The organism is Magnetospirillum molischianum DSM 120 (assembly GCF_000294655.1).
Lineage (GTDB): Bacteria > Pseudomonadota > Alphaproteobacteria > Rhodospirillales > Magnetospirillaceae > Phaeospirillum > Phaeospirillum molischianum.
Genome location: NZ_CAHP01000020.1, coordinates 281,752 through 302,666, shown reverse-complemented (window position 1 = coordinate 302,666; position 20,915 = coordinate 281,752). Strand labels below are relative to the sequence as shown.

At 59.5% G+C, this 20,915-nt stretch carries 19 protein-coding genes and 1 tRNA gene; 17 read left to right on the top strand and 3 right to left on the bottom strand.

Annotated features, from left to right (window positions below; translation table 11 throughout):
* The first annotated feature begins 13 nt into the window (after positions 1-13).
* From PHAMO_RS08890 to PHAMO_RS08865, 6 genes are all read left to right on the top strand, one after another.
* Positions 14-952 carry a LysR family transcriptional regulator gene (locus tag PHAMO_RS08890; protein ID WP_155801623.1) on the top strand — a complete coding sequence of 313 codons (939 nt, stop codon included), beginning with the start codon at positions 14-16 and terminating at the stop codon, positions 950-952.
* Between the two features lie 111 nt (positions 953-1,063).
* Positions 1,064-1,534, top strand: coding sequence for a helix-turn-helix domain-containing protein (locus PHAMO_RS08885; RefSeq protein WP_002728561.1), 471 nt, complete (start codon positions 1,064-1,066; stop codon positions 1,532-1,534).
* 338 nt (positions 1,535-1,872) lie between these two features.
* On the top strand, positions 1,873-2,055 hold the full coding sequence (locus tag PHAMO_RS08880; RefSeq protein ID WP_040566493.1) for a CsbD family protein: 183 nt from the start codon (positions 1,873-1,875) through the stop codon (positions 2,053-2,055).
* Between the two features lie 228 nt (positions 2,056-2,283).
* The gene (locus PHAMO_RS08875) at positions 2,284-2,766 is read left to right on the top strand and encodes a hypothetical protein (protein ID WP_002728556.1); all 483 of its coding nucleotides are present in this window, start codon (positions 2,284-2,286) and stop codon (positions 2,764-2,766) included.
* Between the two features lie 389 nt (positions 2,767-3,155).
* Positions 3,156-3,458, top strand: coding sequence for a VanZ family protein (locus tag PHAMO_RS08870; protein WP_002728552.1), 303 nt, complete (start codon positions 3,156-3,158; stop codon positions 3,456-3,458).
* 148 nt (positions 3,459-3,606) lie between these two features.
* On the top strand, positions 3,607-4,302 hold the full coding sequence (locus tag PHAMO_RS08865) for an FkbM family methyltransferase (RefSeq protein WP_051002406.1): 696 nt from the start codon (positions 3,607-3,609) through the stop codon (positions 4,300-4,302).
* 26 nt (positions 4,303-4,328) lie between these two features.
* Here PHAMO_RS08865 and PHAMO_RS08860 read toward each other — a convergent pair whose 3' ends face one another.
* A complete protein-coding gene (locus tag PHAMO_RS08860; protein WP_235720819.1) occupies positions 4,329-4,730 on the bottom strand; it encodes a hypothetical protein in 402 nt (133 codons plus the stop codon).
* A gap of 189 nt (positions 4,731-4,919) precedes the next feature.
* Here PHAMO_RS08860 and PHAMO_RS08855 point away from each other — a divergent pair, with 189 nt between their 5' ends.
* Entirely contained in the window at positions 4,920-6,071 is a 1,152-nt protein-coding gene (locus PHAMO_RS08855) for an ABC transporter substrate-binding protein (protein ID WP_002728547.1), read from the top strand.
* A gap of 13 nt (positions 6,072-6,084) precedes the next feature.
* On the opposite strand, the gene PHAMO_RS08850 is transcribed toward PHAMO_RS08855, so the two are convergent.
* Complete coding sequence (locus PHAMO_RS08850; RefSeq protein WP_002728530.1) at positions 6,085-8,274, bottom strand: ComEC/Rec2 family competence protein; 2,190 nt, start codon at positions 8,272-8,274, stop codon at positions 6,085-6,087.
* Positions 8,275-8,362: 88 nt separating this feature from the next.
* Here PHAMO_RS08850 and gltX point away from each other — a divergent pair, with 88 nt between their 5' ends.
* The 8 genes from gltX to PHAMO_RS08815 all read left to right on the top strand — a co-directional run bounded on the left by gltX (position 8,363) and on the right by PHAMO_RS08815 (position 15,849).
* Positions 8,363-9,784 carry a glutamate--tRNA ligase gene (gene gltX, locus PHAMO_RS08845; RefSeq protein WP_002728528.1) on the top strand — a complete coding sequence of 474 codons (1,422 nt, stop codon included), beginning with the start codon at positions 8,363-8,365 and terminating at the stop codon, positions 9,782-9,784.
* A gap of 59 nt (positions 9,785-9,843) precedes the next feature.
* Positions 9,844-11,160 carry a citrate synthase gene (gene gltA, locus PHAMO_RS08840; RefSeq protein WP_002728527.1) on the top strand — a complete coding sequence of 439 codons (1,317 nt, stop codon included), beginning with the start codon at positions 9,844-9,846 and terminating at the stop codon, positions 11,158-11,160.
* Positions 11,161-11,406: 246 nt separating this feature from the next.
* A tRNA-Ile gene (locus PHAMO_RS08835) sits at positions 11,407-11,482 on the top strand.
* An 876-nt stretch (positions 11,483-12,358) separates the two neighbouring features.
* Positions 12,359-12,544 (top strand): hypothetical protein, encoded by a 186-nt coding sequence (locus tag PHAMO_RS08830; RefSeq protein ID WP_002728523.1) that lies wholly within the window; start codon positions 12,359-12,361, stop codon positions 12,542-12,544.
* A gap of 131 nt (positions 12,545-12,675) precedes the next feature.
* On the top strand, positions 12,676-14,349 hold the full coding sequence (locus tag PHAMO_RS08825) for an NRAMP family divalent metal transporter (protein ID WP_002728521.1): 1,674 nt from the start codon (positions 12,676-12,678) through the stop codon (positions 14,347-14,349).
* A gap of 196 nt (positions 14,350-14,545) precedes the next feature.
* Positions 14,546-14,755: a hypothetical protein gene (locus PHAMO_RS08820; protein WP_002728519.1), complete on the top strand. Its 210-nt coding sequence runs from the start codon at positions 14,546-14,548 to the stop codon at positions 14,753-14,755.
* Between the two features lie 17 nt (positions 14,756-14,772).
* A complete protein-coding gene (locus tag PHAMO_RS19405; protein WP_155801622.1) occupies positions 14,773-15,090 on the top strand; it encodes a hypothetical protein in 318 nt (105 codons plus the stop codon).
* A 48-nt stretch (positions 15,091-15,138) separates the two neighbouring features.
* On the top strand, positions 15,139-15,849 hold the full coding sequence (locus PHAMO_RS08815; RefSeq protein WP_002728513.1) for an MgtC/SapB family protein: 711 nt from the start codon (positions 15,139-15,141) through the stop codon (positions 15,847-15,849).
* Between the two features lie 241 nt (positions 15,850-16,090).
* Here the strand turns inward: PHAMO_RS08815 and PHAMO_RS08805 are convergent, their stop codons facing one another.
* Positions 16,091-17,716 carry a sigma-54 interaction domain-containing protein gene (locus PHAMO_RS08805; RefSeq protein ID WP_002728511.1) on the bottom strand — a complete coding sequence of 542 codons (1,626 nt, stop codon included), beginning with the start codon at positions 17,714-17,716 and terminating at the stop codon, positions 16,091-16,093.
* A gap of 651 nt (positions 17,717-18,367) precedes the next feature.
* Here PHAMO_RS08805 and nifH point away from each other — a divergent pair.
* Positions 18,368-19,195 carry a nitrogenase iron protein gene (gene nifH, locus PHAMO_RS08800; protein WP_002728509.1) on the top strand — a complete coding sequence of 276 codons (828 nt, stop codon included), beginning with the start codon at positions 18,368-18,370 and terminating at the stop codon, positions 19,193-19,195.
* A gap of 153 nt (positions 19,196-19,348) precedes the next feature.
* Positions 19,349-20,911 carry a nitrogenase iron-iron protein, alpha chain gene (anfD, locus tag PHAMO_RS08795; protein WP_002728507.1) on the top strand — a complete coding sequence of 521 codons (1,563 nt, stop codon included), beginning with the start codon at positions 19,349-19,351 and terminating at the stop codon, positions 20,909-20,911.
* Positions 20,912-20,915 lie beyond the last annotated feature (4 nt).

The window sequence follows — 20,915 nt, the reverse complement described above, 5'->3', positions numbered from 1 at the left end:
CCCCGAAGGGTGCATGAGTTCGTTTCGCCTCCATGATTGGAATGATATCCGGCTGATCATCGCCTGCGCATCGCGCGGCAGCTTTGCCGGAGCCGCATCTGAGCTAGGCCTTGACCAAACCACGGTCAGCCGCAGGATTTCCGCGATCGAAACCGCGATCGGGCGACCGCTGTTCAATCGCCGCCGCTCCGGCGCCTCACCCACTCCGGCAGGAATCGCCCTGCTGGAACGAGCATTGCGGGTGCAAGCCGCCGCCGCCGAGTTCGAAGGGGCGCTGCACGGTCTATCAACCTTCCCTTCGCCCAAGGTCACAGTTTCGGCCAGCGAGGGGTTGCTGACCTACACGCTGATTCCGGCTCTTCTCGGACATAAAAAAGCGGAATTGCCGCTTGATCCCTCAATGATTCGATCAGATCTGCCCGATCTTGCCTTTACCACCGCCTCAGACAAAGCCGATATCTCGGTGATCGCCACCTCGCCCGGCGATTTGCCTCGGCTGAAAGGCGCGGTGCGGGTCCGCCGGGTTGGCACCATGCATTTCGTTCCGGTCGCGTCGCGGACATTCTTGAATCGTTTGCCGCCGTTGCAGAACTTCGACGATCTAATTGAACACCCACTGCTCGACATCGGCATTTATCAGGCGATTCGCGGACTCGACGGATGGAACTCCCTGATTTCGTTGCGCAAGCAGCGGGGAGAGACGGTTCTGGTGGCCCCCACCACGCCAAAGCTGCACCAACCGTTGCTAAGTGGAAAAGGCGTATCTCTTCTTCCAAACTACTCAACACTTTATGAGCCGAAACTGGTTCGGCTCGACCTTCCATCACCGCCGATGGGAGTCTCTCTGTGGCTGGTTTCACACGAAGACACGCTTCGGGAGCCTGCGGTGCGGGAGCTTTACGACCTGATGGCGACGATGTTCCTGGCCTCATCCTGGTACCGGGAGAATTAGCCTCGAAGCTGCATACGCCGGTATGCAATTGCATACAAAAAACAGTTGCGTCAGCGGCAACGGTGTTTAGAATGAGTAAGGGTTTGTTCCATTCGATTAGGGGTATTTGTTTTGCTTAAGAAGAACGTTTCGACGCGGGGCCGCCTGGAGAGCGGAGCCCCTAACCCAGTTGACGTTCACGTCGGCGCCCGGATGCGGCTTCGTCGCACGTTGCTGGGGATGAGTCAGGAGAAATTGGGCGAAGCCATCGGACTGACCTTCCAACAAGTCCAGAAATACGAACGCGGCGCCAACCGCATCGGAGCCTCGCGGCTGTTCGATCTGGCGCGGGTTCTTGACGTTCCTGTGTCCTACTTCTTCGACGACATGTCTGATGCGGTTCAGAATCTGAGCCCGGTCAACGTGATCAAAGGCTCCGCTGGCCTGTCGGAAGAACCGGCGACGTTCGAAGCCGACCCGATGACCAAGCGCGAAACCTTGGAGCTGGTGCGAGCCTATTACAACATCACCGACCCGCAAGTGCGTAAGCGGGTTTACGAACTGGCCAAGGCCCTCGCCGCCGCCAATATCGACGAAGAATAAAAGTCTACCCCCATCGCAACCGATGGCTGGCCTGCGGCCAAAGCCATTGGTTGCGATCAACACGCCCCCGCCCTTTTCTATTCTCCCGACCTGATCGCGCGCTCTGCGCCCGGTAACCTTGCACGTCCGGAACGAATAGAATTAAGTACAATCCGACTCTACACAGCACAGATAGTTATCAATACTATCCATCCTGTAGCGCGGAATAATAAAAAACCGAACCATCACCGGCAGATCGAAACGAAATGGCGTTCAGTCCTGGACGTGACTTCGTAACACGCTCCTCTGCGCCAAAGCGTTAGGCTCGATCGGGTTTTGCCATCAGAAAAGGCAGCATCATGAACAGGGATCGCATCATCGGCTCGGCCAAACAGGTCAAAGGCAATATCGAGCAGGTAACGGGCAGGATTTTTGGCGATGCCAAACTGACGGCCGAGGGACATATCGACGAGAGCGAGGGAAAGCTCCAGAACAGCATTGGAAGCCTGAAAGATTCACTGAAGTCACAAGCGAATAACTGAGCTTCAGGCAATCTACTCCAGGTGAAAAACTGCGATTTCACGAGGAAAAGCCCCCTCCGTTTTCCCCCGTGATTTACCCCATGCCAACAGTCATCCGCTTGTTGGCATGGGTGCTTTCCAATTCAGCCAGACGGTCCGATTTCAAACGGTTTTGCTTCGTTGCGACGTCGGCGGAACCGGCCCGCTCTGCCTGCCCTGCTGGAATTCCGAGAGAAAAGGATCACCCCGATGATCACCCCCCCACTGCATTCTTTGTCACGTATGCCGCTCGCCGCCGTGATGAGCGGACTTCTGGCCGCGTCGTGCGCGCCGACCCATTCGACGCCGCAGTTGATCCAGTCCAATACACCCAGCGTCACTTATCGCTATTCTGCCGATCAGGAGTTGGTGCAGGCCAACCAGAGCGCCGCATCATACTGCTATCAATATCAGGCCACACCACGGACAAAGACGTTCTCGACAGAAATGGATGGCAGCAAGACCGTCGTCTTCGAATGTGTCCGGGTTGCGACAGCCCCGCCACCGTCGCCATCCCCCGTGCCGTACAACCCCACTCAGGTCTACAGCGTCCGGTCTGATCAGGAATTAATCGACGCTTCGCGCAACGCCCAGAGCTACTGCCAGAGCAACGGAGCGCAGCAAGTTTCCTCCACGATCAGCACCGTCTCCAATGGAATCAGGACCGCCACATTCCAGTGCCTGCCGCGTTAACAGTCAAAGGATGAATCCGGCGCCTCCCGGAAAACTTTTCTTGAGAGATGCATCTTTCCATAGGACACTAAATTCACAAAAGTGATGAATTGTTTCAAAATAAATATTAAAAATACGTCACATGAATGATAGATAGATACATTCTGTGCATTTATTTTACGGCGGATTGACAGAACAGATGATATAGGTCTCAGATGCGTATCTGACGATACGACATCTGACCATGGCATGATTTATGCCGTCGGCCTCACGAGCCCCGGCGGGCGGGAAAGCGAAGGAACTCTCGTGTGACTCTGGGACGAGCCTCAAGCCGGGCAATTGCAATGAACCTGTTGGCCTGGGGCGGCGTAATCGCTTTAGCAATGCTATCATGGCTACCGAGCGACGACATGATCCGCACAGGCCTCGATGGTCGGATCGAACATGTCTTGGCCTATGCCTGCATCACCAGTCTGGTTGCCCTGGTCTATGCCAACCGGGTCGGCCTCAAAGCGATTGCCATCACCCTGACGCTTTATGCGGGAGTGCTGGAAATCGGCCAGAATTTCACCAGCAGCCGCAACGCGGCGTTCGGTGACTTCCTTGCCAGCAGCACAGGAATCCTGATCGGTATTTTTCTCTACATTATTGTCCGCATTCGAGTGCGTCGACGACGCACTCGAAACTGTTTATCGTCGCAGCTAATCGATTAACGAGCAAAACACGATGGCCAGTCCCCGTCCTTTGAGCTTTGACGCCAATCTAAAGATCCTGAGTTTATGGGCACGGCATATCTTCAGCATCGCAATTTCCAAACCCAGGCGCTTCATCGCCTTCCTACCCCCGTTACCGGGGAGACAGATGCTCCTCGACCTGCGCAGCGGTCGGCGGCTAGAGATCAGGCTGAGAACCATCAACGATTGGTGCACGGCCAAGCAGGTGTTCTTCGACAACGATTACGGCTTCGAGAAATTGGCGCGCGGAGGTGATCTCAACCGCCGCTTCGACGAGATCGTCGAGTCTGGTCATTCTCCGCTGATCCTCGATTGCGGCGGCAATATCGGGCTGGCGGCGCGCTTCTTCGCCGAAACCTACCCCCAGGCCGAGATCGTTAGCATTGAACCCGACCGTGACAATATCGAACAGGCAAAGATCAACACCGCCACGACCAAGGTGACCACGATTGAAGCCGCCATCGCCAGCAACGACGGGAACGGCACGTTGATTGATCCCGGCCTGGGCAACAACGGCTATCGCGTCCACGAGAGTGCGGACGGCGCAGTCAGACTGATCTCGGTCAACACCCTGATCGCCGATGCCCGAGCGAAGAAGTGCGTGCCGTTCCTGATCAAGATCGATATCGAAGGCTTCGAATCCGAGCTGTTCTCGAAGAACACCGAATGGATCGAGGCTTTTCCTATCCTTATTATCGAGCTACACGACTGGATGTTGCCAAAGACAGCTAACGCGGCCAACTTCCTGAAAACCATCTCCCAACTCAATCGGGATTTCGTGTTTCATGGGGAAAATGTGTTCAGCATCGCGAACGATTTCTGATTTCCCATCCCGGCCTCGCCTGTCAATCAGGCGATTTTCCTGGGGCGGTTCAACGCCTTATAGAACAACACCTCGTCCTTGAGGTGATGGTAGAGGCCGCCGTCGATGATCCGATAGATTTCCAGGGACAGCTGCTGAGCCTGCTTTAGCGTATTGATCTTCGGCACCATCTTCTTGCACAGACCGACATAAGTCAGAATCAAGGTTGCGTGCGCGGCCATGTGCGATTCGTCACCTCCGTGTGTGGAGAGAAAGCTGGCCTCGGCATCGAAGGCCGCTTTCATGGCGATGAAGATCGCTCCGGTACGTTCCGCGACCATCGTGCGGTCAAGAAAAGGGTCGTCAAGACTGCGGAAAAAATCGGCCATCGCCTCGATCAGCACCCGTCGGCCATGGTCAATGCTCTCGATATCCGTCTCCAAAGACATGTTCCAACGAAACATAACGCCTGCAATCCCCTACCCTTCTGCCGTTGGTTCCGGCTCCCGATTTATACTAAGGGGTTAAGCCTCGGTCAAATCGTCTGATGGTCTATTTACAACCTGAAGGGTATAGCCGCATTCTCCGTCAGCGCGCTTCGGGATCGCGAGCGTGGAAATGATGAGGGGAAAAGGGCAATGATCTTGAAACGAGTCGGCGGGGCAGTCCTCGCCCTGGCGCTCTGTCTGTCCACGCTATCCACCGTTCGCGCGGATGACAGCATCAAGATCGGCGCGTTTCTCTCGTTGACCGGGGTGATGTCCCTGATGGGCGACCCGGAGAAAAAAGCGCTCGATCTGCTCGTCGAGCAGATCAACGCCGAAGGCGGCGTGCTGGGACGGAAGATCAACCTGATCGTCTATGACGATGGCTCCGACCCGGAAAAGGCTGTTTCATTCGTGCGCCGCCTGATCGATCACGATCAGGTCGATCTTGTTATCGGCGGTTCGGGCACGCCCACCAGTCTGGCCGTTCTCGGCCAGATCGAGCGGGAACGAATTCCTTATCTTTCGATGGGCGGGGGCGGCGCCATCGTCGATCCGGTGCGCAAGTGGGTTTTCAAGGTGCCGCAGACCGACCGGATGGCAGCGGAAAAGGTGCTGGCTGACCTGAAGAAACGAGGACTGACCCGAATCGCGCTGCTGTCGGAAAATGGCGGATTCGGCAAATCCGGTCGCGACCAGACCTTAGCCCGCGCCGCCGATCACGGTATCGAGATCATCGCCGACGAGACCTATTCGCCCCGAGATGCCGACGTCACGCCGCAATTGACCAAGATTCGCTCGACCCCCGGCGTACAGGCGCTGTTCGTCTTCGGCACCGGCAACGGCCCGGCGGTGGTAACCAAGAACATTCGCCAGATCGGTCTCGGCCTGCCGGTCTATCAGTCACATGGCGTTGCCTCGCGCGATTTTCTTCGCCTCGTCGGCGGGGCCGCCGATGGAATGCGCCTGCCCGGCGGCGCATTATCCGCCCCGGAACAACTGCCCGATTCCAACCCGCGCAAGGCGTTGCTGATCGGCTTCAAAAGCGCTTACGAGGCCCGCACTCACACCGACATCAATATGATGGCCGGGCATAGTTATGACGCCCTGATGCTGGCGGTTGGAGCCATCCGCCGCGCTGGGACCACGGACAAGGCAGCCGTGCGCGACGCGCTGGAGGCGACCGCGAACTTTCCCGGCACCGCTGGCATGGTCACCTTCTCAGCCACCGACCATCTCGGCCTCGGCCCCGATGCTTTCCACATGCTGGAAATCCAGAAGGGGGCGTTCACGATCATCGACTGACGGAGAGAGGCAACTACTCTTCGTCCACGACCTCGGTATCGACGGCTTCGGCCGGAGAAGACGGCACAGGTGCCGCTGCCGTCTTGCGCCGCCGGGGATGGGGATGCCAGGCCCACGGGCGGTTGCCCTGGGCCTCGGCGACGGTTTCAACCTGGACGCCGCCGGGTCGCAGCCACACGGCATGAGCACCCCGCCGCCACAGGTCGAAGCGGTCGATCACCAACGTCGCTCCCCGGCACGTTCCCCGCAGCGGCACCGCGCTGACGACGATCCCAGCCCCAGCGCACGCTGTCTCAATCGCAGTTTCGTCACGGATCAGCGCCACCACCCTCCCCTCTGCCCGCCAGAGACAGCCGACCGGATCGCAGCGCAGGCGGCCATCGCGTGAATTGCTCTGACGCGGCCATCGTTCCGGGGCTTCGGGACCGGCGCGACGGCTCCAGGTCTCTTTGAGGATGCGTCCGCCTTTGCCGTTCAGCAGCAGATAGCCGTCGGCGGTGCGAACCGCCATCGCCGCGCCACGCCCGTCAACCAGCAGATCGGGCGGATCGGCCAGCACCAGCGAAGCCATCCCCAGCACCATCGGCACCAGCCCCCACCAGCGCCACCGTTTCGTCCACAGACACAGCCAGCAACCGCCCAAGGTAAAGGCGACCAATCCGGTCATCGACAAGGTGGGCGTGGTGACAGCCGCTCCGGGCCAGCCCGCCACCCATATCGCAACCTGATTAACGGCCTCGACTCCCCACCCCATCGGCACCAGCGCCACCGCCTCCAACCCAAAAGGCAGCAGCAGAAACAGCACCAGCGCCCATGGCATCACCCAAAATCCGGTCAGCGGAACCGCCAGCATGTTGGCCAGCACCGACCACACAGCGAAGCGATTGAAATGATAAATGGCGAAGATCGCGGTAACACTACCGGCAATCAAAGTGGTCAGGGCTATCCCGGCGACATAAAGCCCGATCCCAGCCAACAGTCCCGGATGTGCCGCACGCCATGCGGCTTGGCGGGGTGTCTGGGTCTCGTACCAGGCGATCAGGGCGATTACCGCCGCGAAGGACATCTGGAAACTGGGACCGATCAGTTCCTCCGGCTCGATCAGCAGCACCAAAGCCGCCGCCAGAGCGACCGGCCGCATTGTCAGGGCGGTGCGATCGAGCAGCACCGCCAGCAGGACCAGCGCGATCATCAGAAAGGATCTTTGGGCAGGCACCGGCGACCCTGCCAGGAGCGTGTAACCCCAGGCGAAGAGGATCGCTAGCGCCGCCGCCCACTTCTTAATAGGATACCGTAATGCCAGCGGCGGAATCAGCGCCAACAGGGCACGCAGCCCGACAAACACCAATCCGGCGGCAAGGCTGATATGCAGCCCAGAAATCGACAGGATGTGGGCCAGTCCAGAATCGCGATAGGCCTGCATCATCGGAGCGGAGATCGGCATCTGGTCGCCGGTGATAAGAGCCGCCGCGACCGCTCCCCGATCGCCGGACAACACCGCGACAATCCGCTCCGTCAGACGGTGGCGCAGGTCGTTGACGGCGACGGAAAAACCACGGCTGGACGGCTCGGCGGCAGCCACGATTTCGGGCTGCCCCAGCGCGGTTCCAATTGCCCCCAACCGCTTAAACCACGAAAAGCGAGCGAAATCGAACGCGCCGGGCAGCGACGGATGCGGCGGAGGCATCAGCATCGCCCGCATCCGCAGACGGTCGCCGACAGCGAAGGGGGGGAAGCCAGGCTTCAGCCGCAGACGAACCCGCTCCGGCACCAGGATCGGCTCTTCCCGCTCCAGCACCAGCCGGTCGAAGGTGACCCGCAACGCTCCCTCGGGCAGGCGCTCGACCTCGACCACCCGCCCCTCCAGCATCAACGCTCCGCTCGCCCGCTCGATCACCGGCGCGGCGACCAGCGCGGTTCGAACTTGCGCGGCGAAGAAGCCCACCGCCAACGCCAGCAGAACCGATGCTGACATCACCGCTACCAATCGGCGCCGCGCCAAGGCCAGCGCCAGGAATCCGGCAGCCAGCGCAAGTCCCAACCCAGCCAGCCAGAGGGGCGGCTCGATTGGCAGGGAGAAATACCCTCCGATGCCGATACCAAGAAACACGGGTATCCACAGCGGCCATCGTGTCCGCTCCGCCAACATACCCCTATCGGTGGCCAGAAGGATTGCACGGAGCGCGGACGTGTCTTCAGCCATTCTTTCCAACACCGGGCTGTCAGGGCTTCGAGAATATGGTAAAGAAGAGGGCTCTGTCTCTCGCGGCAAAGGATGCCGAACCCTCATCATGACCGTTGTCACCCGCTTCGCTCCGTCACCTACCGGCTTCCTTCATATCGGAGGAGGACGGACGGCTCTGTTCAATTGGCTGTTCGCGCGTCATCACGGCGGCCGTTTCCTCCTCAGAATTGAGGACACCGACCGCGCCCGATCGACCGATGCCGCCGTCGCCGCCATTTTCGACGGCCTGGAATGGCTGGGCCTCGACTGGGATGGCGAAGCGGTGATGCAGTTCGCGCGCGCCGAACGACACGCCCAGGTGGCGCGTCAGTTGCTCGATGAAGGCAAGGCCTATCGCTGCTACTGCACCCCCGAGGAACTGACCGCAATCCGCGAGGAACAGCGGGCCAAGGGGCTACCGATGCGCTACCCCGGCATCTGGCGCGACCGCGACCCGTCCGACGCTCCGGCCAACACGCCGTTCGTCGTCCGGCTCAAGGCCCCGACCGAGGGCGAAACCGTAATCGCCGATCTGGTCCAGGGCGAAGTCCGCGTTGCCAACGAGCAGCTTGACGACATGATCCTGCTGCGCGCCGACGGCACGCCAACCTACATGCTGTCAGTGGTGGTGGACGATCATGACATGGGGGTGACCCATGTCATTCGCGGCGACGACCATTTGACCAACGCCTTCCGTCAGGCTCAATTGTACCGGGCCAGCGGTTGGGAGGTGCCCACCGTCGCCCATATCCCGCTGATCCACGGTCCCGACGGCGCGAAGCTGTCGAAGCGCCATGGCGCGCTGGGCGTCGATGCCTATCGCGATATGGGTTATCTGCCAGAGGCGATGCGCAATTACCTGCTGCGTCTGGGCTGGAGCCACGGCGACGACGAAATTATTTCGACCGAGCAGGCGATTGAGTGGTTCACTCTTGATTCCGCCGGGCGCTCACCGTCGCGGTTCGACTTCGCCAAGCTGACCCAATTGAACGGTCATTACCAGCGTCAGGCCGATAACACCCGCCTGACCGGGTTGATCGCGCCCCGGCTGGCCGAAAAGCTTGGCCGCCCGCTGACCGAGGCCGAAACCGATCGTCTGACCGCCGGGATGATCGGACTGAAGGATCGGGCGAAGACCTTGGTTGAACTGGCTGATTCAGCGCTGTTCTATGTCCTGCCCCGCCCGCTGACGCTCGACGATAAGGCGGCAAAAATCATCGCCGAATCCGAAACGCGGAACGATTTGGCTCAGTTCTCCGCTCGTGCCGCAGAACTGACCGAATGGAACCGCGAAACGCTGGAGGAGATCGCCCGCACGCTGGCCGAGGAACGCGGGCTGAAGCTCGGCAAGGTCGCCCAGCCGCTTCGGGCCGCGCTGGCCGGAGCCACGGTGTCCCCCCCGATTTTCGAAGTAATGGAGGTCCTGGGCCGCGAAGAGTCCATGGGCCGCATCGGTGACGTCCTGGATAGTTCGCTCCCTTCGCTTTAGGCCGCGATCTGACTGGCGTTACCGACTCTGACCCTTTTGAACAAACAGGGATAACAGACATGACCGATTCCCCTTCGTCGCCAAAAGATACCGTCACACTGACCAATAACAGTTCCGGGAAAAGCGTCGAATTGCCGCTCATCGCCGGAACTGTCGGCCCGAAGGTGATGGATATCCGTTCGCTTTACTCGGACATGGACCTGTTCACCTATGATCCCGGCTACACCTCGACGGGATCGTGCAAATCCGCAATCACGTATATCGACGGCGACGAAGGCGTTTTGCTCCATCGCGGTTACCCAATCGAGGAAATCGCTGAACATGGCGACTTTCTCGAAGCGGCTTTCCTGATTCTGAAGGGAGAACTGCCGAACGACGCCCAGATGACGAAATTCGTCACAGACATCTCTCGCCACTCGATGTTGAACGAACAGATTTCGTTCTTCTTCCGTGGGTTCCGCCGCGACTCTCATCCGATGGCGGTAATGTGCGGCGTCGTCGGCGCGATGGCGGCGTTCTATCACGATTCGATCAATATCAACGACCCGCACCAGCGGATGGTCGCCAGCTATCGCCTGATCGCCAAGATGCCGACGGTAGTGGCCTGGACCTATAAATACGCGATGGGCCAGCCCTTCATCTATCCGCGCAACGATCTCGATTACGCGTCCAATTTCCTTCACATGATGTTCGCGACGCCCTGCGAACCGTACAAGGTCAATCCGACCCTGGCCCGTGCGATGGATCGCATTCTGATCTTGCATGCCGACCACGAACAGAACGCCTCGACCTCGACGGTGCGTCTGGCCGGGTCTTCGGGTGCCAACCCATTCGCCTGTATCGCCGCCGGCATCGCCTCGCTGTGGGGACCGGCTCATGGCGGTGCCAACGAAGCCGTCCTCGCGATGCTGCATGAAATCGGCAGCAAGGAGCGTATCCCCGAATTCCTCAAGCGCGCCAAGGACAAGAACGATCCGTTCCGTCTCATGGGGTTCGGCCACCGGGTCTACAAAAATTACGACCCCCGCGCCAAAATCATGCAGCGCACCTGCCACGAAGTGCTCGACGAATTGGGCATCAAGGACGAGCCGTTGCTGGAACTGGCGATGGAATTGGAGCGGATTGCGCTGTCCGACGAGTATTTCATCGAGCGCAAGCTGTTCCCCAACGTCGATTTCTATTCCGGCATCATTTTCCGGGCCATGGGTATCCCGACCCAGATGTTCACCAGCCTGTTTGCGCTGGCGCGCACTGTCGGCTGGATCGCTCAGTGGAACGAGATGCTGACCGACCCAGAGCAAAAGATCGGCCGTCCGCGCCAGCTCTATGTCGGCGCTCCGCCCCGCCACTATCTGCCGCTGCACCAGCGTGGCTAGCACGGGTCGACAGCGAGATCCGAACGACCGGCGGCGCCTTCGGGCGCCGTTCCGGCGGATCCCTCCGCCCGCCAATGATAATGTCCAACCCGGCGGCGGCCGGCGGCTGGTCGTCCTGGCGGCGGTGGTTTCCAGCGTCGCCCTCGCGGTTATGATCGGACTTAAGTAGAGTCCGAACAAAACAGCAGTGTCATCGGCGATAGGCCGTTGATTTCTTCCGCCCTTTGGGTATGGTCACCGCCGGTGGGGCCTGTAGCTCAATGGTTAGAGCCGGCCGCTCATAACGGTCTGGTTGGGGGTTCAAGTCCCTCCGGGCCCACCAACCCCTCCCCCCGCTTTTCGAACACATCGTACGGTAACGTGGACGCTTCCGGAAACTGGCGTCGCGGCTAAATTTATGATTCTATCCTTGGTAGCTGAGATGCGGGGCGAGGCGAGATCAAGGCTGGCCGCATCCCCGAGGGCTGGAAATCGAAGCCCACCAAACTACGACAAAAAGACCGGGATGCCCGTTGGACGGTGAAGTTCTCCAAGGGCAAGGCAAAGGAGGACGGCACGCCTCAGGGCGATTTGGCCGCCATCGCCTGACCGGGTGGCCCCGGAATGGGGCCAAACCCCGATCACTGGAGGGAACGACCCTCGCAATCCCTCCGTCGGACCAGCGGACATCCTATTCTACGCCCCAAAATCGGGCCAGAACTCGCCTCATCAGTGCCATTTCGGCCGGTCAACGCTGGTTTCCGGAAGTCTCCAGGTGATCTCCGGCGGTTTGGGCCGGTTTGATCCAGTGCGCCCCCCCCCACCCGATCCTGTGCGATTAAACTTGCCCCCTCCCTCTCGCCAGGAATGGCAGGAGGAGAATGAAAGCCATCCGCGTTTTCAATAATAAATTTCTTTTTTATTGGATTACGGACTTGACCCATCATGCGCTGAGGCGTATTTCCGCAATTGCGACATCGGCGGGCCTGTCCCGCAGCCCATCGCATCTTCAACTTGAGAAAACCATGAAACCCCAGTCTCAGACCGCACCGGCGGAGCCTCCTAGTCGTCTCTGGACGATCATGAGCATCGCTAATCATACCCAGGACCGCAGACCTCGCCCTGTGGCCAGGAAGACCGCCCTCCGGTAGGTCCTCCTCGCAGCCGAGCGGACGCCTCCTGGGACGACTTCCGTCAACCCCAGGCAATGGAGGCGAAAATGGCTGCCACCTTTGCAAAAATCCTTTTTTCCCGGACATTTTCCGCCCCGGTCTCCGGTATCGGCACCAATGCCGTCGCCTGCGACGGTCGGTCGCGCCCTCCCGTTCTGATCTGCCCCTGGACGCTTGATCCGGCCTCAGGACGGCTTGTCTGCGCCTGGAAATCGGGCACCGATCCGTCTTGACCGGAACGCATTTCTAAAGGAGGAAGCGGGTCCGCCCGCTCCTTCGCCCCCCACTGACCAGTGATACGCCGTAGAGCTATGACAGTAGCCCCTGCGCATAGATTCTTATTGCCGAAATAAAGGATAAATATATGACTGTGATCGAAACGGAGGCTGGCCTCGGTCCAAACCGGCGCTCGGCCGTTCTCGACGAGGCTCATTTCGGGTCCATCCACGGGGCCTTCGGGACCATTTCCCACGACGATATCGGGCCACGGACGACGTGGCGCGCCCGGATCAGAACCCTGCTAGCCGTGCTGGGGCCGGGGGTGATCGTGATGGTCGGAGATAACGACGCCGGTGCGTTCGGCACCTACACCCAGGCCGGTCAGAATTACGGCACCGCCTTGCTGTGGACCTTGCTGCTGCTGATCCCCGTTCTGTACGTCAACCAGGAGATGGTCCTCCGCCTCGGCGCGGTAACCCGCGTCGGCCATGCCCGGCTGATTCTCGAACGGTTCGGCAAGTTTTGGGGCGCCTTCAGCGTGATCGATCTGTTCCTTCTGAACGCCCTGACCATCGTCACCGAATTTATCGGCATCACCCTTGCGCTCGATTATCTCGGCATTTCGCGCGAAATTGGCGTGGGGATATCGGCGGTTCTGGTGATGGCGGCAGCCGGAACCGGCAACTTCCGCCGGTTCGAGCGTTTCGCGATGATACTGGCCTTCGGCAGCCTGCTGCTGGTTCCGGTATTCCTTGCGGTGCACCCGCCGCTCGACCAGATCGCCCACGATTTCGTGACACCGCAGATGCCGCCAGACAGCAAACTCAGCGAGGTGATGCTGCTGGTGATCGCGATCGTCGGCACCACCGTCGCACCCTGGCAGCTGTTCTTTCAGCAAAGCTATGTGATCGACAAGCGGATCACCCCGCGCTTCATCCGTTATGAGCGGGTCGACCTGTGGCTGGGCATTCTGATGGTGGTGATCGGCGCGGTGGCGATGATGTCCTTTACGGCCGCGATCTTCGTAGGTCGGCCCGAATTCGGAGGCTTCACCGACGCCGGTGCCGTAGCGGTCGGGCTTGAAAAATATGCCGGAGCGGTGCCGGGTGTCCTCTTCGCGCTTGCCTTGCTCAACGCCTGCATCATCGGCGCGGCCGCAGTGTCACTATCAACAGCCTACGCGATCGGTGACGTTCTGTCGCTCCGCCATTCCCTCCACCATAAGGCAAGCGAAGCCAAGGGATTCTATGCCATCTACGCCAGTCTGATCCTGGTGGCGGCGTTTCTGGTGCTGACGCCCGGCACACCGCTCGGCCTGCTGACCAATGCGGTGCAGACCCTGGCCGGTATCCTCTTGCCCAGCGCCACGGTGTTCCTTCTGTTGTTGTGCAATGACCGCGCCGTGCTGGGGCCGTGGGTTAACTCCCCCCGCCTCAACTGGTTTACCGGGGCGGTCATCGCGGTGTTGGTAATGCTTTCGATCATTCTGACGTCCTCGGTGCTGTTTCCCGACATTGGGGAGGATGTGATCCTCGGTATCCTGGGCGGTGGTAGCATCGTCGGCATCATCGTGGCGTTGGCCAGTTGGTTCTGGCGTCGTCGTCGGCCCGTGCGCCGTGCGCGGCAGAGGGCACTCGCCCCCGAAATCGACCAGATTCCGCCCGAGTTTTGGCAAATGCCGCCGCTGTCCGAGTTGCCTCCGCCCCGGATGTCTCGTCTCAACCGGCTGTGGATGGGGGTATTGCGGGCTTATTTGGTGCTTGCCGCTGGCCTAGTGCTGGTACGGATCGTTCAACTCGCCTTGTCCGGTCCGGTCTGACCCGTCGTTGGCTTGAGGATTCCAATGGAAGATTGCCCTAGTCCCGCGGACGGTGCCGAGGCCTGTCGGCTGACAGCGCCGTCCGCGCTCTATCCCCTCGCTTCGTCCGTTTTTCTAGGACTGACGCTCTAAGCTGTCCCCGCGAGTGGTGGGGCGGTCCTGGTGCGAACAGCCCCATTATCCCGAGGATTGCTGCATGACGACGAATTTCCTGTGCTCACGCCACCTCCTGACCATCATCGCCATTGCAACTCTGCTGGTCGCTCTCGTCCTCGCCGAGGAGATTGCTGCGCTGTCGATGGTGGATTCCGACAATCCCCTAGGGTCGTCACATGACCAATCCGGCGCATACCGTATGCTCGTTAAGGTTGATTTGTTCGTATTCCGCTCCCATGGCGAATGCTAAGCGAACGGGAAATCGTGATGTTTCAGGATATAAACGAAGAAAGCCAGCAAGCGCTGTTCGCGTTCGAACAGGCGGCGTTTCATCTCTGGCAGACGCATCGCCAGCACGTCGATCGTCTGCGACGGGCCGACAATAGCGACGCCTCCCCCCGCACGCGTCGGAACCTGTACAACGCCCTGAAAAGCTACCGCAAAGCCGAGGCCGACTTGTTTCGGCGCTTGGCTGACGCGGACAAGTCCAGAATAGGGCCTGCGGACATTATTTCGCTCGACAAAGACAGCGTTTTCACTCCCGCAACAGAACCATCACGAGGAAACGACGAGCGCTCTCGATAGCATCCCCTTGGTTTTTTCGTATAGGTCGGGTTTATAAAGGACTGGGCGATGGGACTTTTTATGGAATGGCATGATCTGATTTTGCGGTTGGGTGGGGCCGTCTTGTTCGGTGCCATCATCGGGATCGAGCGTCAGTGGCGTCAACGGATGGCCGGGCTTCGAACGAATGCACTGGTCTCGCTGGGCGCGGCCAGCTTTGTCGTTTTCTCGACCATCACCGCAGGGGATGCCAGTCCCACACGTATCGCAGCACAGATCGTCTCGGGCATCGGGTTTCTCGGTGCTGGCGTCATCATGCGTGAGGGCGTCAATGTCCGAGGCTTGAACACGGCGGCAACGTTGTGGTGTTCCGCCGCCGTTGGCACGTTCACAGGGGCCGGACATCTTGTTGAGTCTGGAATCGTTGCCGCGTTCGTGGTTCTGACCAATCTGCTCTTGCGTCCCCTCGTCGGCCTTATCAACCGCCAACCTCTTCCCACCACGACCGAGGTGGAAACCGAGTACACCGTTCATGTCACCTGTCGCGGAGATGGCGAAGCTCACATCCGAGCGCTTCTCCTCCAAGGGCTTGTCGATGTCCTCAGCCTGAGACGTCTGGAAAGCCAGAATATCGAAGGCACCGATCATGTCTCTGTGACTGCGATTCTGAGCACCTTGGGACGCAACGATCTCGCATTGGAAAAGACCGTGGGACGGCTCAGTCTGGAAGCCAGCGTCACCGCCGCCCGATGGCAAGTAGGGTCTCCTCTGGACTCGTGACCGGGCGAACGGCCGTATCGATGCGGGCCATGTCCTGTGCGGTGATTTCCTTGCCTTCGGCGATCCTGTTGCGGCGGGGGTTGATATGGATATCGATATCTCCGCTCAGTGCGGATAAACAGCCCCTCACGCAGGCGGGCGCCATCCGCAGCGGCGATCTGGCGGAACAGTCGCAGCGCCTTGATAGCGATGTCAGCCTGTTCCTTGCCAGCGTCCGCGCTTGAAAGCCAAAAGCCGTTGATTAACGGCGGCGAGGATCGCAGGGACGGAACATTTTGTAACTGATTCCATGGCGCTCCATCCGCACGCCGAGCATGCGGCGGGTCAGTCCGAGTTCTGTCGCCGCCTCGCCGATATTGCCGCTGCTGTTCTTCAGCGCCTCGACAATCATCTCGTACTCGACAGCGTTGATCTTGGCTTCAAGTGGCATCCGAAATCCGGTGTCGGTCTCGGTGGGAGTCTGTAGCGACGGCGGCAGATCGTAGCTGTGGATCACGCCGTCATCGGACAGAATCAACGAGCGTTCGATCACGTTCTCCAACTCGCGGACGTTACCGGGCCAGTGGTAGCTCATCAGCATATTGAGCGCCGGGGTTGAGATGCGCTTGACATCCTTGCCGTTCTCGGCCGCCAAGGTCGAAACGAAATAATCGGCCAGGGTGATCACGTCGCTGCCACGCTCACGCAAGGGAGGGATCGTGATAGGAAAGACGTTGAGACGATAGAACAGATCCTCGCGGAATGTTCCTTGTTCGACCATCGTGGCAAGGTCGCGATTGGTCGCGGCGATGATGCGGACGTCAACCCGTACCGGCTTGCTGCCGCCCACCCGTTCGAAGGTACGCGCCTGAAGCACACGAAGCAGCTTGGCCTGCATCGTCAGGCTGAGTTCGCCAACCTCGTCGAGGAAGATGGTACCGCCATCCGCCTGCTCGAAATAGCCTTTGTGCATCATCATCGCACCTGTGAACGAGCCCTTCTCATGGCCGAACAGCTCGCTTTCCGCCAGTCCTTCGGGCAAGGCAGCACAGTTGGCCTTAACGAAAGGTCCCTCGGCATTGGGGCTGTTATAGTGGATCGCATTGGCCACCAGTTCCTTGCCCACACCGCTCTCACCCAGGATCAGCACGGTGGCACGAGTCACCGCGACCTTATGGATCAGGGAATAAACCTCCTGCATTGGCTTGGAATTGCCGATGATATTGTCCGGCTTAAAGCGTTGCTTGAGGGCGCTCTTGAGGCGCCGGTTCTCGGTCTCCAGGCGAACCTTTTCGATATTTTCCATCAGATACAGCTCGACCGCCGGAGCGATCAGCGTGCCGATCATCGCCAGCAACTCAACATCTTGTTTCAACAGACGGTGATTGAGGTAGATGCGTTCAGCGCAGATGGTGCCAAGAACCTTCTGCGCCAGAATAATCGGGACGCAGACGAACGCGGTCTTGCCTCGTCGCTTGCGGTCGCCGTGAGCGCGGGTGCGATCAAGGAAATCTGGGTCCTGATCGAGACGGGGAACGATGATCGGCTTGCCGGTCTGGACCACCTTGCCGGTAATGCCCTCGCCGGGGCCATAGATGCCACGCCCCTTTTCCTCTTCGGTCAGGCCAAAGCTGTCATGGATGAAGATCGTTTCGGAATGGCGGTCATACAGCATCATGATGCCGCGATGCATCCTCAGACGGCGGCGCATCCCGTCCAGAGTGATCGACATCAGGGTGGCAAGATCGGCATCCTCCGCCAGCACTTTATTGATTTCAAACAGGATTGGCAGAACGCTGACCCGGCACTCGCCGGTGAAGCAGTGGGTGAACTCTTCGACCGAGGCATCGAGCGCGCGATCGAGAGTGACGGTATTTTCCGTGCTCATTGGTCCGCACTCACTCCATTAACGTGACCCCTATCTCCTGAAACAGAGGATGCAAACAACGGACCAACCGAGATGAGAAGAGGGCGGAATGAGAGGACTATCGGTTCCCGCCGTTTCCAACGCGATACGATCTAATGCTGAATAGAAATAATTAAAATCCCACAAAGAGTGCGCCCCCTGAGATCAATATGCCTAATAATTGATCAAAAGTCCGTGGCGTTCAAGGTAAGGGCTTAGAACCGCCCTTCCCGCTTTCGACCTGGCCGAAAAACACGGATCGATGGTCGAATCCAGGAATTCACCGTTCAGGTCAATTCCCGCTGCGAAATTTTCATATCCTGTTGATTTACGATCCGCCCTTCCCTTCGCACCGCAGGCCGGACGAATTCACCGAATCGGGATATTTCGGGCGGCTTTTTTCATATCTGGAACAATCCGGCCCGGCACGAAGATTCGGAGCAAAGCCAAGTCATTGCTTTTCAAGGACATTGCTCCTCGTCCCGTTCGGATCGGGACGAGCAGGAATTTACCCAATCCGTAAACTCTAAATTCTTTTAGAATCAATGACTTCGTTGGCACGCTGCTTGCCATTCAGGAAAGCACGGATGGATTTTCGCCGTCCCCAAGAGTTCACCAACGGAGTTTCCCATAATGACGCGCAAAGTTGCTATCTACGGTAAGGGCGGGATCGGCAAATCGACCACCACCCAGAACACGGCGGCAGCGCTGGCTCATTTCCACCACAAGCACGTGTTTATTCACGGCTGCGACCCCAAGGCGGACTCGACCCGCCTGATTCTGGGCGGCCTGCCGCAGGAAACCGTGATGGACACCCTGCGGACCCAGGGCGCCGAAAAGGTGACCCTCGACAAGGTTGTTAAGACCGGGTTCCACGACATCCGTTGCGTCGAGTCGGGTGGACCGGAACCGGGGGTTGGCTGCGCCGGTCGCGGCGTCATCACCGCGATCGACCTGATGGAGGCCAACGAAGCCTATACCCCCGACCTCGACTTTATTTTCTTCGACGTGCTGGGCGATGTCGTCTGCGGCGGGTTCGCGATGCCGATCCGCGACGGCAAGGCACAGGAAGTCTATGTCGTCGCCTCGGGTGAGATGATGGCGATCTACGCCGCCAACAACATCTGCAAAGGTCTGGTCAAGTACGCCAAACAGAGCGGCGTGCGCCTGGGCGGCATCATCTGCAACAGCCGCAAGGTCGATGGCGAGCGTGAGTTCCTGGAAGAATTCTGCGCCGCGATCGGCACCAAGATGATCCACTTCGTGCCGCGCGACAACATCGTGCAGAAAGCCGAGTTCAATAAGAAGACGGTGACCGAGTTCGATCCCTCCGCCGATCAGGCCCAGGAATACCGGCAACTCGCCCAGTCGATCATCGACAACGACAATTTCGTTATCCCGAAGCCGCTGACAATGGATGAGCTGGAGGCGATGGTCGTCAAATACGGCATGTGCGACTGACGCCAGCCTGGAGCCGTGCATCCGCGCGGGACAGGGAACGGTACCGCCTTCCACCACCGTTCCCGTCCATTCCGGCAATTGATCTGACGAGACCGGACGGACCGGCGCGGGTGCACACCTCGAAGGGCGACATCCTGCAACGGAGCGAAAACGATGCCATATCATGAGTTTGAATGCAGCAAGTGCATCCCCGAGCGCAAGCAGCACGCCGTCACCAAGGGACCGGGCGAGGATCTGACCTCATGCCTGCCCAAGGGCTACCTGAACACGATTCCGGGTTCCATCTCGGAACGCGGCTGCGCCTATTGCGGAGCCAAGCACGTCATCGGCACCCCGATGAAAGACGTCATCCACCTCAGCCACGGCCCGATCGGCTGCACCTATGACACCTGGCAGACCAAGCGCTATATCAGCGACAACGGCAACTTCCAGCTGAAGTACACCTTCGCCACCGATGTCCGTGAAAAACATATCGTATTCGGTGCCGAGAAGCTGCTGAAGCAGAACATCATCGAGGCATTCCAGCAATTTCCCGACATCAAGCGGATGACGATCTATCAGACGTGCGCCACCGCGCTGATCGGCGACGACATCAACGCCATCGCTGAAGAAGTGATGGAGGAATTGCCCGACGTTGACATCTTCATCTGCAACTCTCCGGGCTTTGCCGGCCCCAGCCAGTCCGGCGGGCATCACAAGATCAATATCGCCTGGATCAACCAGAAGGTCGGCACCGTCGAACCCACGATCACCAGCGATTACGTGATCAATTACGTCGGCGAATACAACATCCAGGGCGACCAGGAGGTCATGCAGGACTTCTTCAAGCGGATGGGAATCCAGGTCTTATCGACCTTCACCGGCAACGGCAGTTACGACGATCTGCGGGCGATGCACAAGGCCCACCTCAACGTGCTCGAATGCGCTCGTTCGGCCGAATACATCTGCAACGAACTGCGCGTCCGCTATGGCATTCCCCGGCTCGACATCGACGGTTTCGGCTTCGAACCGCTGTCGCAGTCGCTGCGCAAGGTGGCGATGTTCTTCGGCATCCAGGATCGCGCCGAGGCGATCATCGCCGAGGAAACCGCCCGTTGGAAACCCGAACTCGATTGGTACAAAGAGCGCCTGAAGGGCAAGAAGGTGTGCCTGTGGCCGGGCGGCTCGAAGCTGTGGCACTGGGCGCACGTCATCGAAGAGGAAATGGGCCTCAAGGTCGTCTCGGTCTACACCAAGTTCGGCCACCAGGGTGACATGGAGAAGGGCATCGCCCGGTGCGGCGAGGACGCTCTGGCCATCGACGATCCCAACGAGTTGGAGGGTCTGGAAGCCCTCGAAATGCTGAAGCCCGACATCATCTTCACCGGCAAGCGTCCGGGTGAAGTCGCCAAGAAGGTCGGTGTTCCCTACCTCAATGCCCACGCCTACCACAACGGCCCCTACAAGGGCTACGAAGGCTGGGTCCGGTTCGCCCGCGACATCTACAACGCGATCTATTCCCCAATCCACCAATTGGCCGCTCTGGACATCAGCCGCGACCCGATCCCGACCGACAAGGGCTTCGTCACCCAGCGGATGCTGTCCGACGCCTCCTTGCCCGAAGAGATCCGCGCTTCGACCACGCTGCGCCAATACAGCGGAGCCTATGACAGCGTGACCCCCTTGCGGGACAAGACCTATCCCACGTTCGACTCCCGCCCCGCCGCGGCCGAATAGCACG

Excerpts from the sequence above, each read along its gene's own strand:
- PHAMO_RS08870 (WP_002728552.1), top strand. The coding sequence starts at position 3,156 with ATGATCCGCACAGGCCTCGATGGTCGGATCGAACATGTCTTGGCCTAT.
- gltX (WP_002728528.1), top strand. The coding sequence starts at position 8,363 with ATGACCGTTGTCACCCGCTTCGCTCCGTCACCTACCGGCTTCCTTCAT.
- PHAMO_RS08890 (WP_155801623.1), top strand. The coding sequence starts at position 14 with ATGAGTTCGTTTCGCCTCCATGATTGGAATGATATCCGGCTGATCATC.
- PHAMO_RS08850 (WP_002728530.1), bottom strand. The coding sequence starts at position 8,274 with ATGGCTGAAGACACGTCCGCGCTCCGTGCAATCCTTCTGGCCACCGAT.
- PHAMO_RS08815 (WP_002728513.1), top strand. The coding sequence starts at position 15,139 with ATGGGACTTTTTATGGAATGGCATGATCTGATTTTGCGGTTGGGTGGG.
- PHAMO_RS08865 (WP_051002406.1), top strand. The coding sequence starts at position 3,607 with ATGCTCCTCGACCTGCGCAGCGGTCGGCGGCTAGAGATCAGGCTGAGA.
- PHAMO_RS19405 (WP_155801622.1), top strand. The coding sequence starts at position 14,773 with ATGTTTCAGGATATAAACGAAGAAAGCCAGCAAGCGCTGTTCGCGTTC.
- PHAMO_RS08860 (WP_235720819.1), bottom strand. The coding sequence starts at position 4,730 with ATGTCTTTGGAGACGGATATCGAGAGCATTGACCATGGCCGACGGGTG.
- PHAMO_RS08825 (WP_002728521.1), top strand. The coding sequence starts at position 12,676 with ATGACTGTGATCGAAACGGAGGCTGGCCTCGGTCCAAACCGGCGCTCG.
- PHAMO_RS08820 (WP_002728519.1), top strand. The coding sequence starts at position 14,546 with ATGACGACGAATTTCCTGTGCTCACGCCACCTCCTGACCATCATCGCC.
- PHAMO_RS08805 (WP_002728511.1), bottom strand. The coding sequence starts at position 17,716 with ATGAGCACGGAAAATACCGTCACTCTCGATCGCGCGCTCGATGCCTCG.
- gltA (WP_002728527.1), top strand. The coding sequence starts at position 9,844 with ATGACCGATTCCCCTTCGTCGCCAAAAGATACCGTCACACTGACCAAT.
- PHAMO_RS08875 (WP_002728556.1), top strand. The coding sequence starts at position 2,284 with ATGATCACCCCCCCACTGCATTCTTTGTCACGTATGCCGCTCGCCGCC.
- PHAMO_RS08880 (WP_040566493.1), top strand. The coding sequence starts at position 1,873 with ATGAACAGGGATCGCATCATCGGCTCGGCCAAACAGGTCAAAGGCAAT.
- nifH (WP_002728509.1), top strand. The coding sequence starts at position 18,368 with ATGACGCGCAAAGTTGCTATCTACGGTAAGGGCGGGATCGGCAAATCG.
- anfD (WP_002728507.1), top strand. The coding sequence starts at position 19,349 with ATGCCATATCATGAGTTTGAATGCAGCAAGTGCATCCCCGAGCGCAAG.
- PHAMO_RS08830 (WP_002728523.1), top strand. The coding sequence starts at position 12,359 with ATGGCTGCCACCTTTGCAAAAATCCTTTTTTCCCGGACATTTTCCGCC.
- PHAMO_RS08855 (WP_002728547.1), top strand. The coding sequence starts at position 4,920 with ATGATCTTGAAACGAGTCGGCGGGGCAGTCCTCGCCCTGGCGCTCTGT.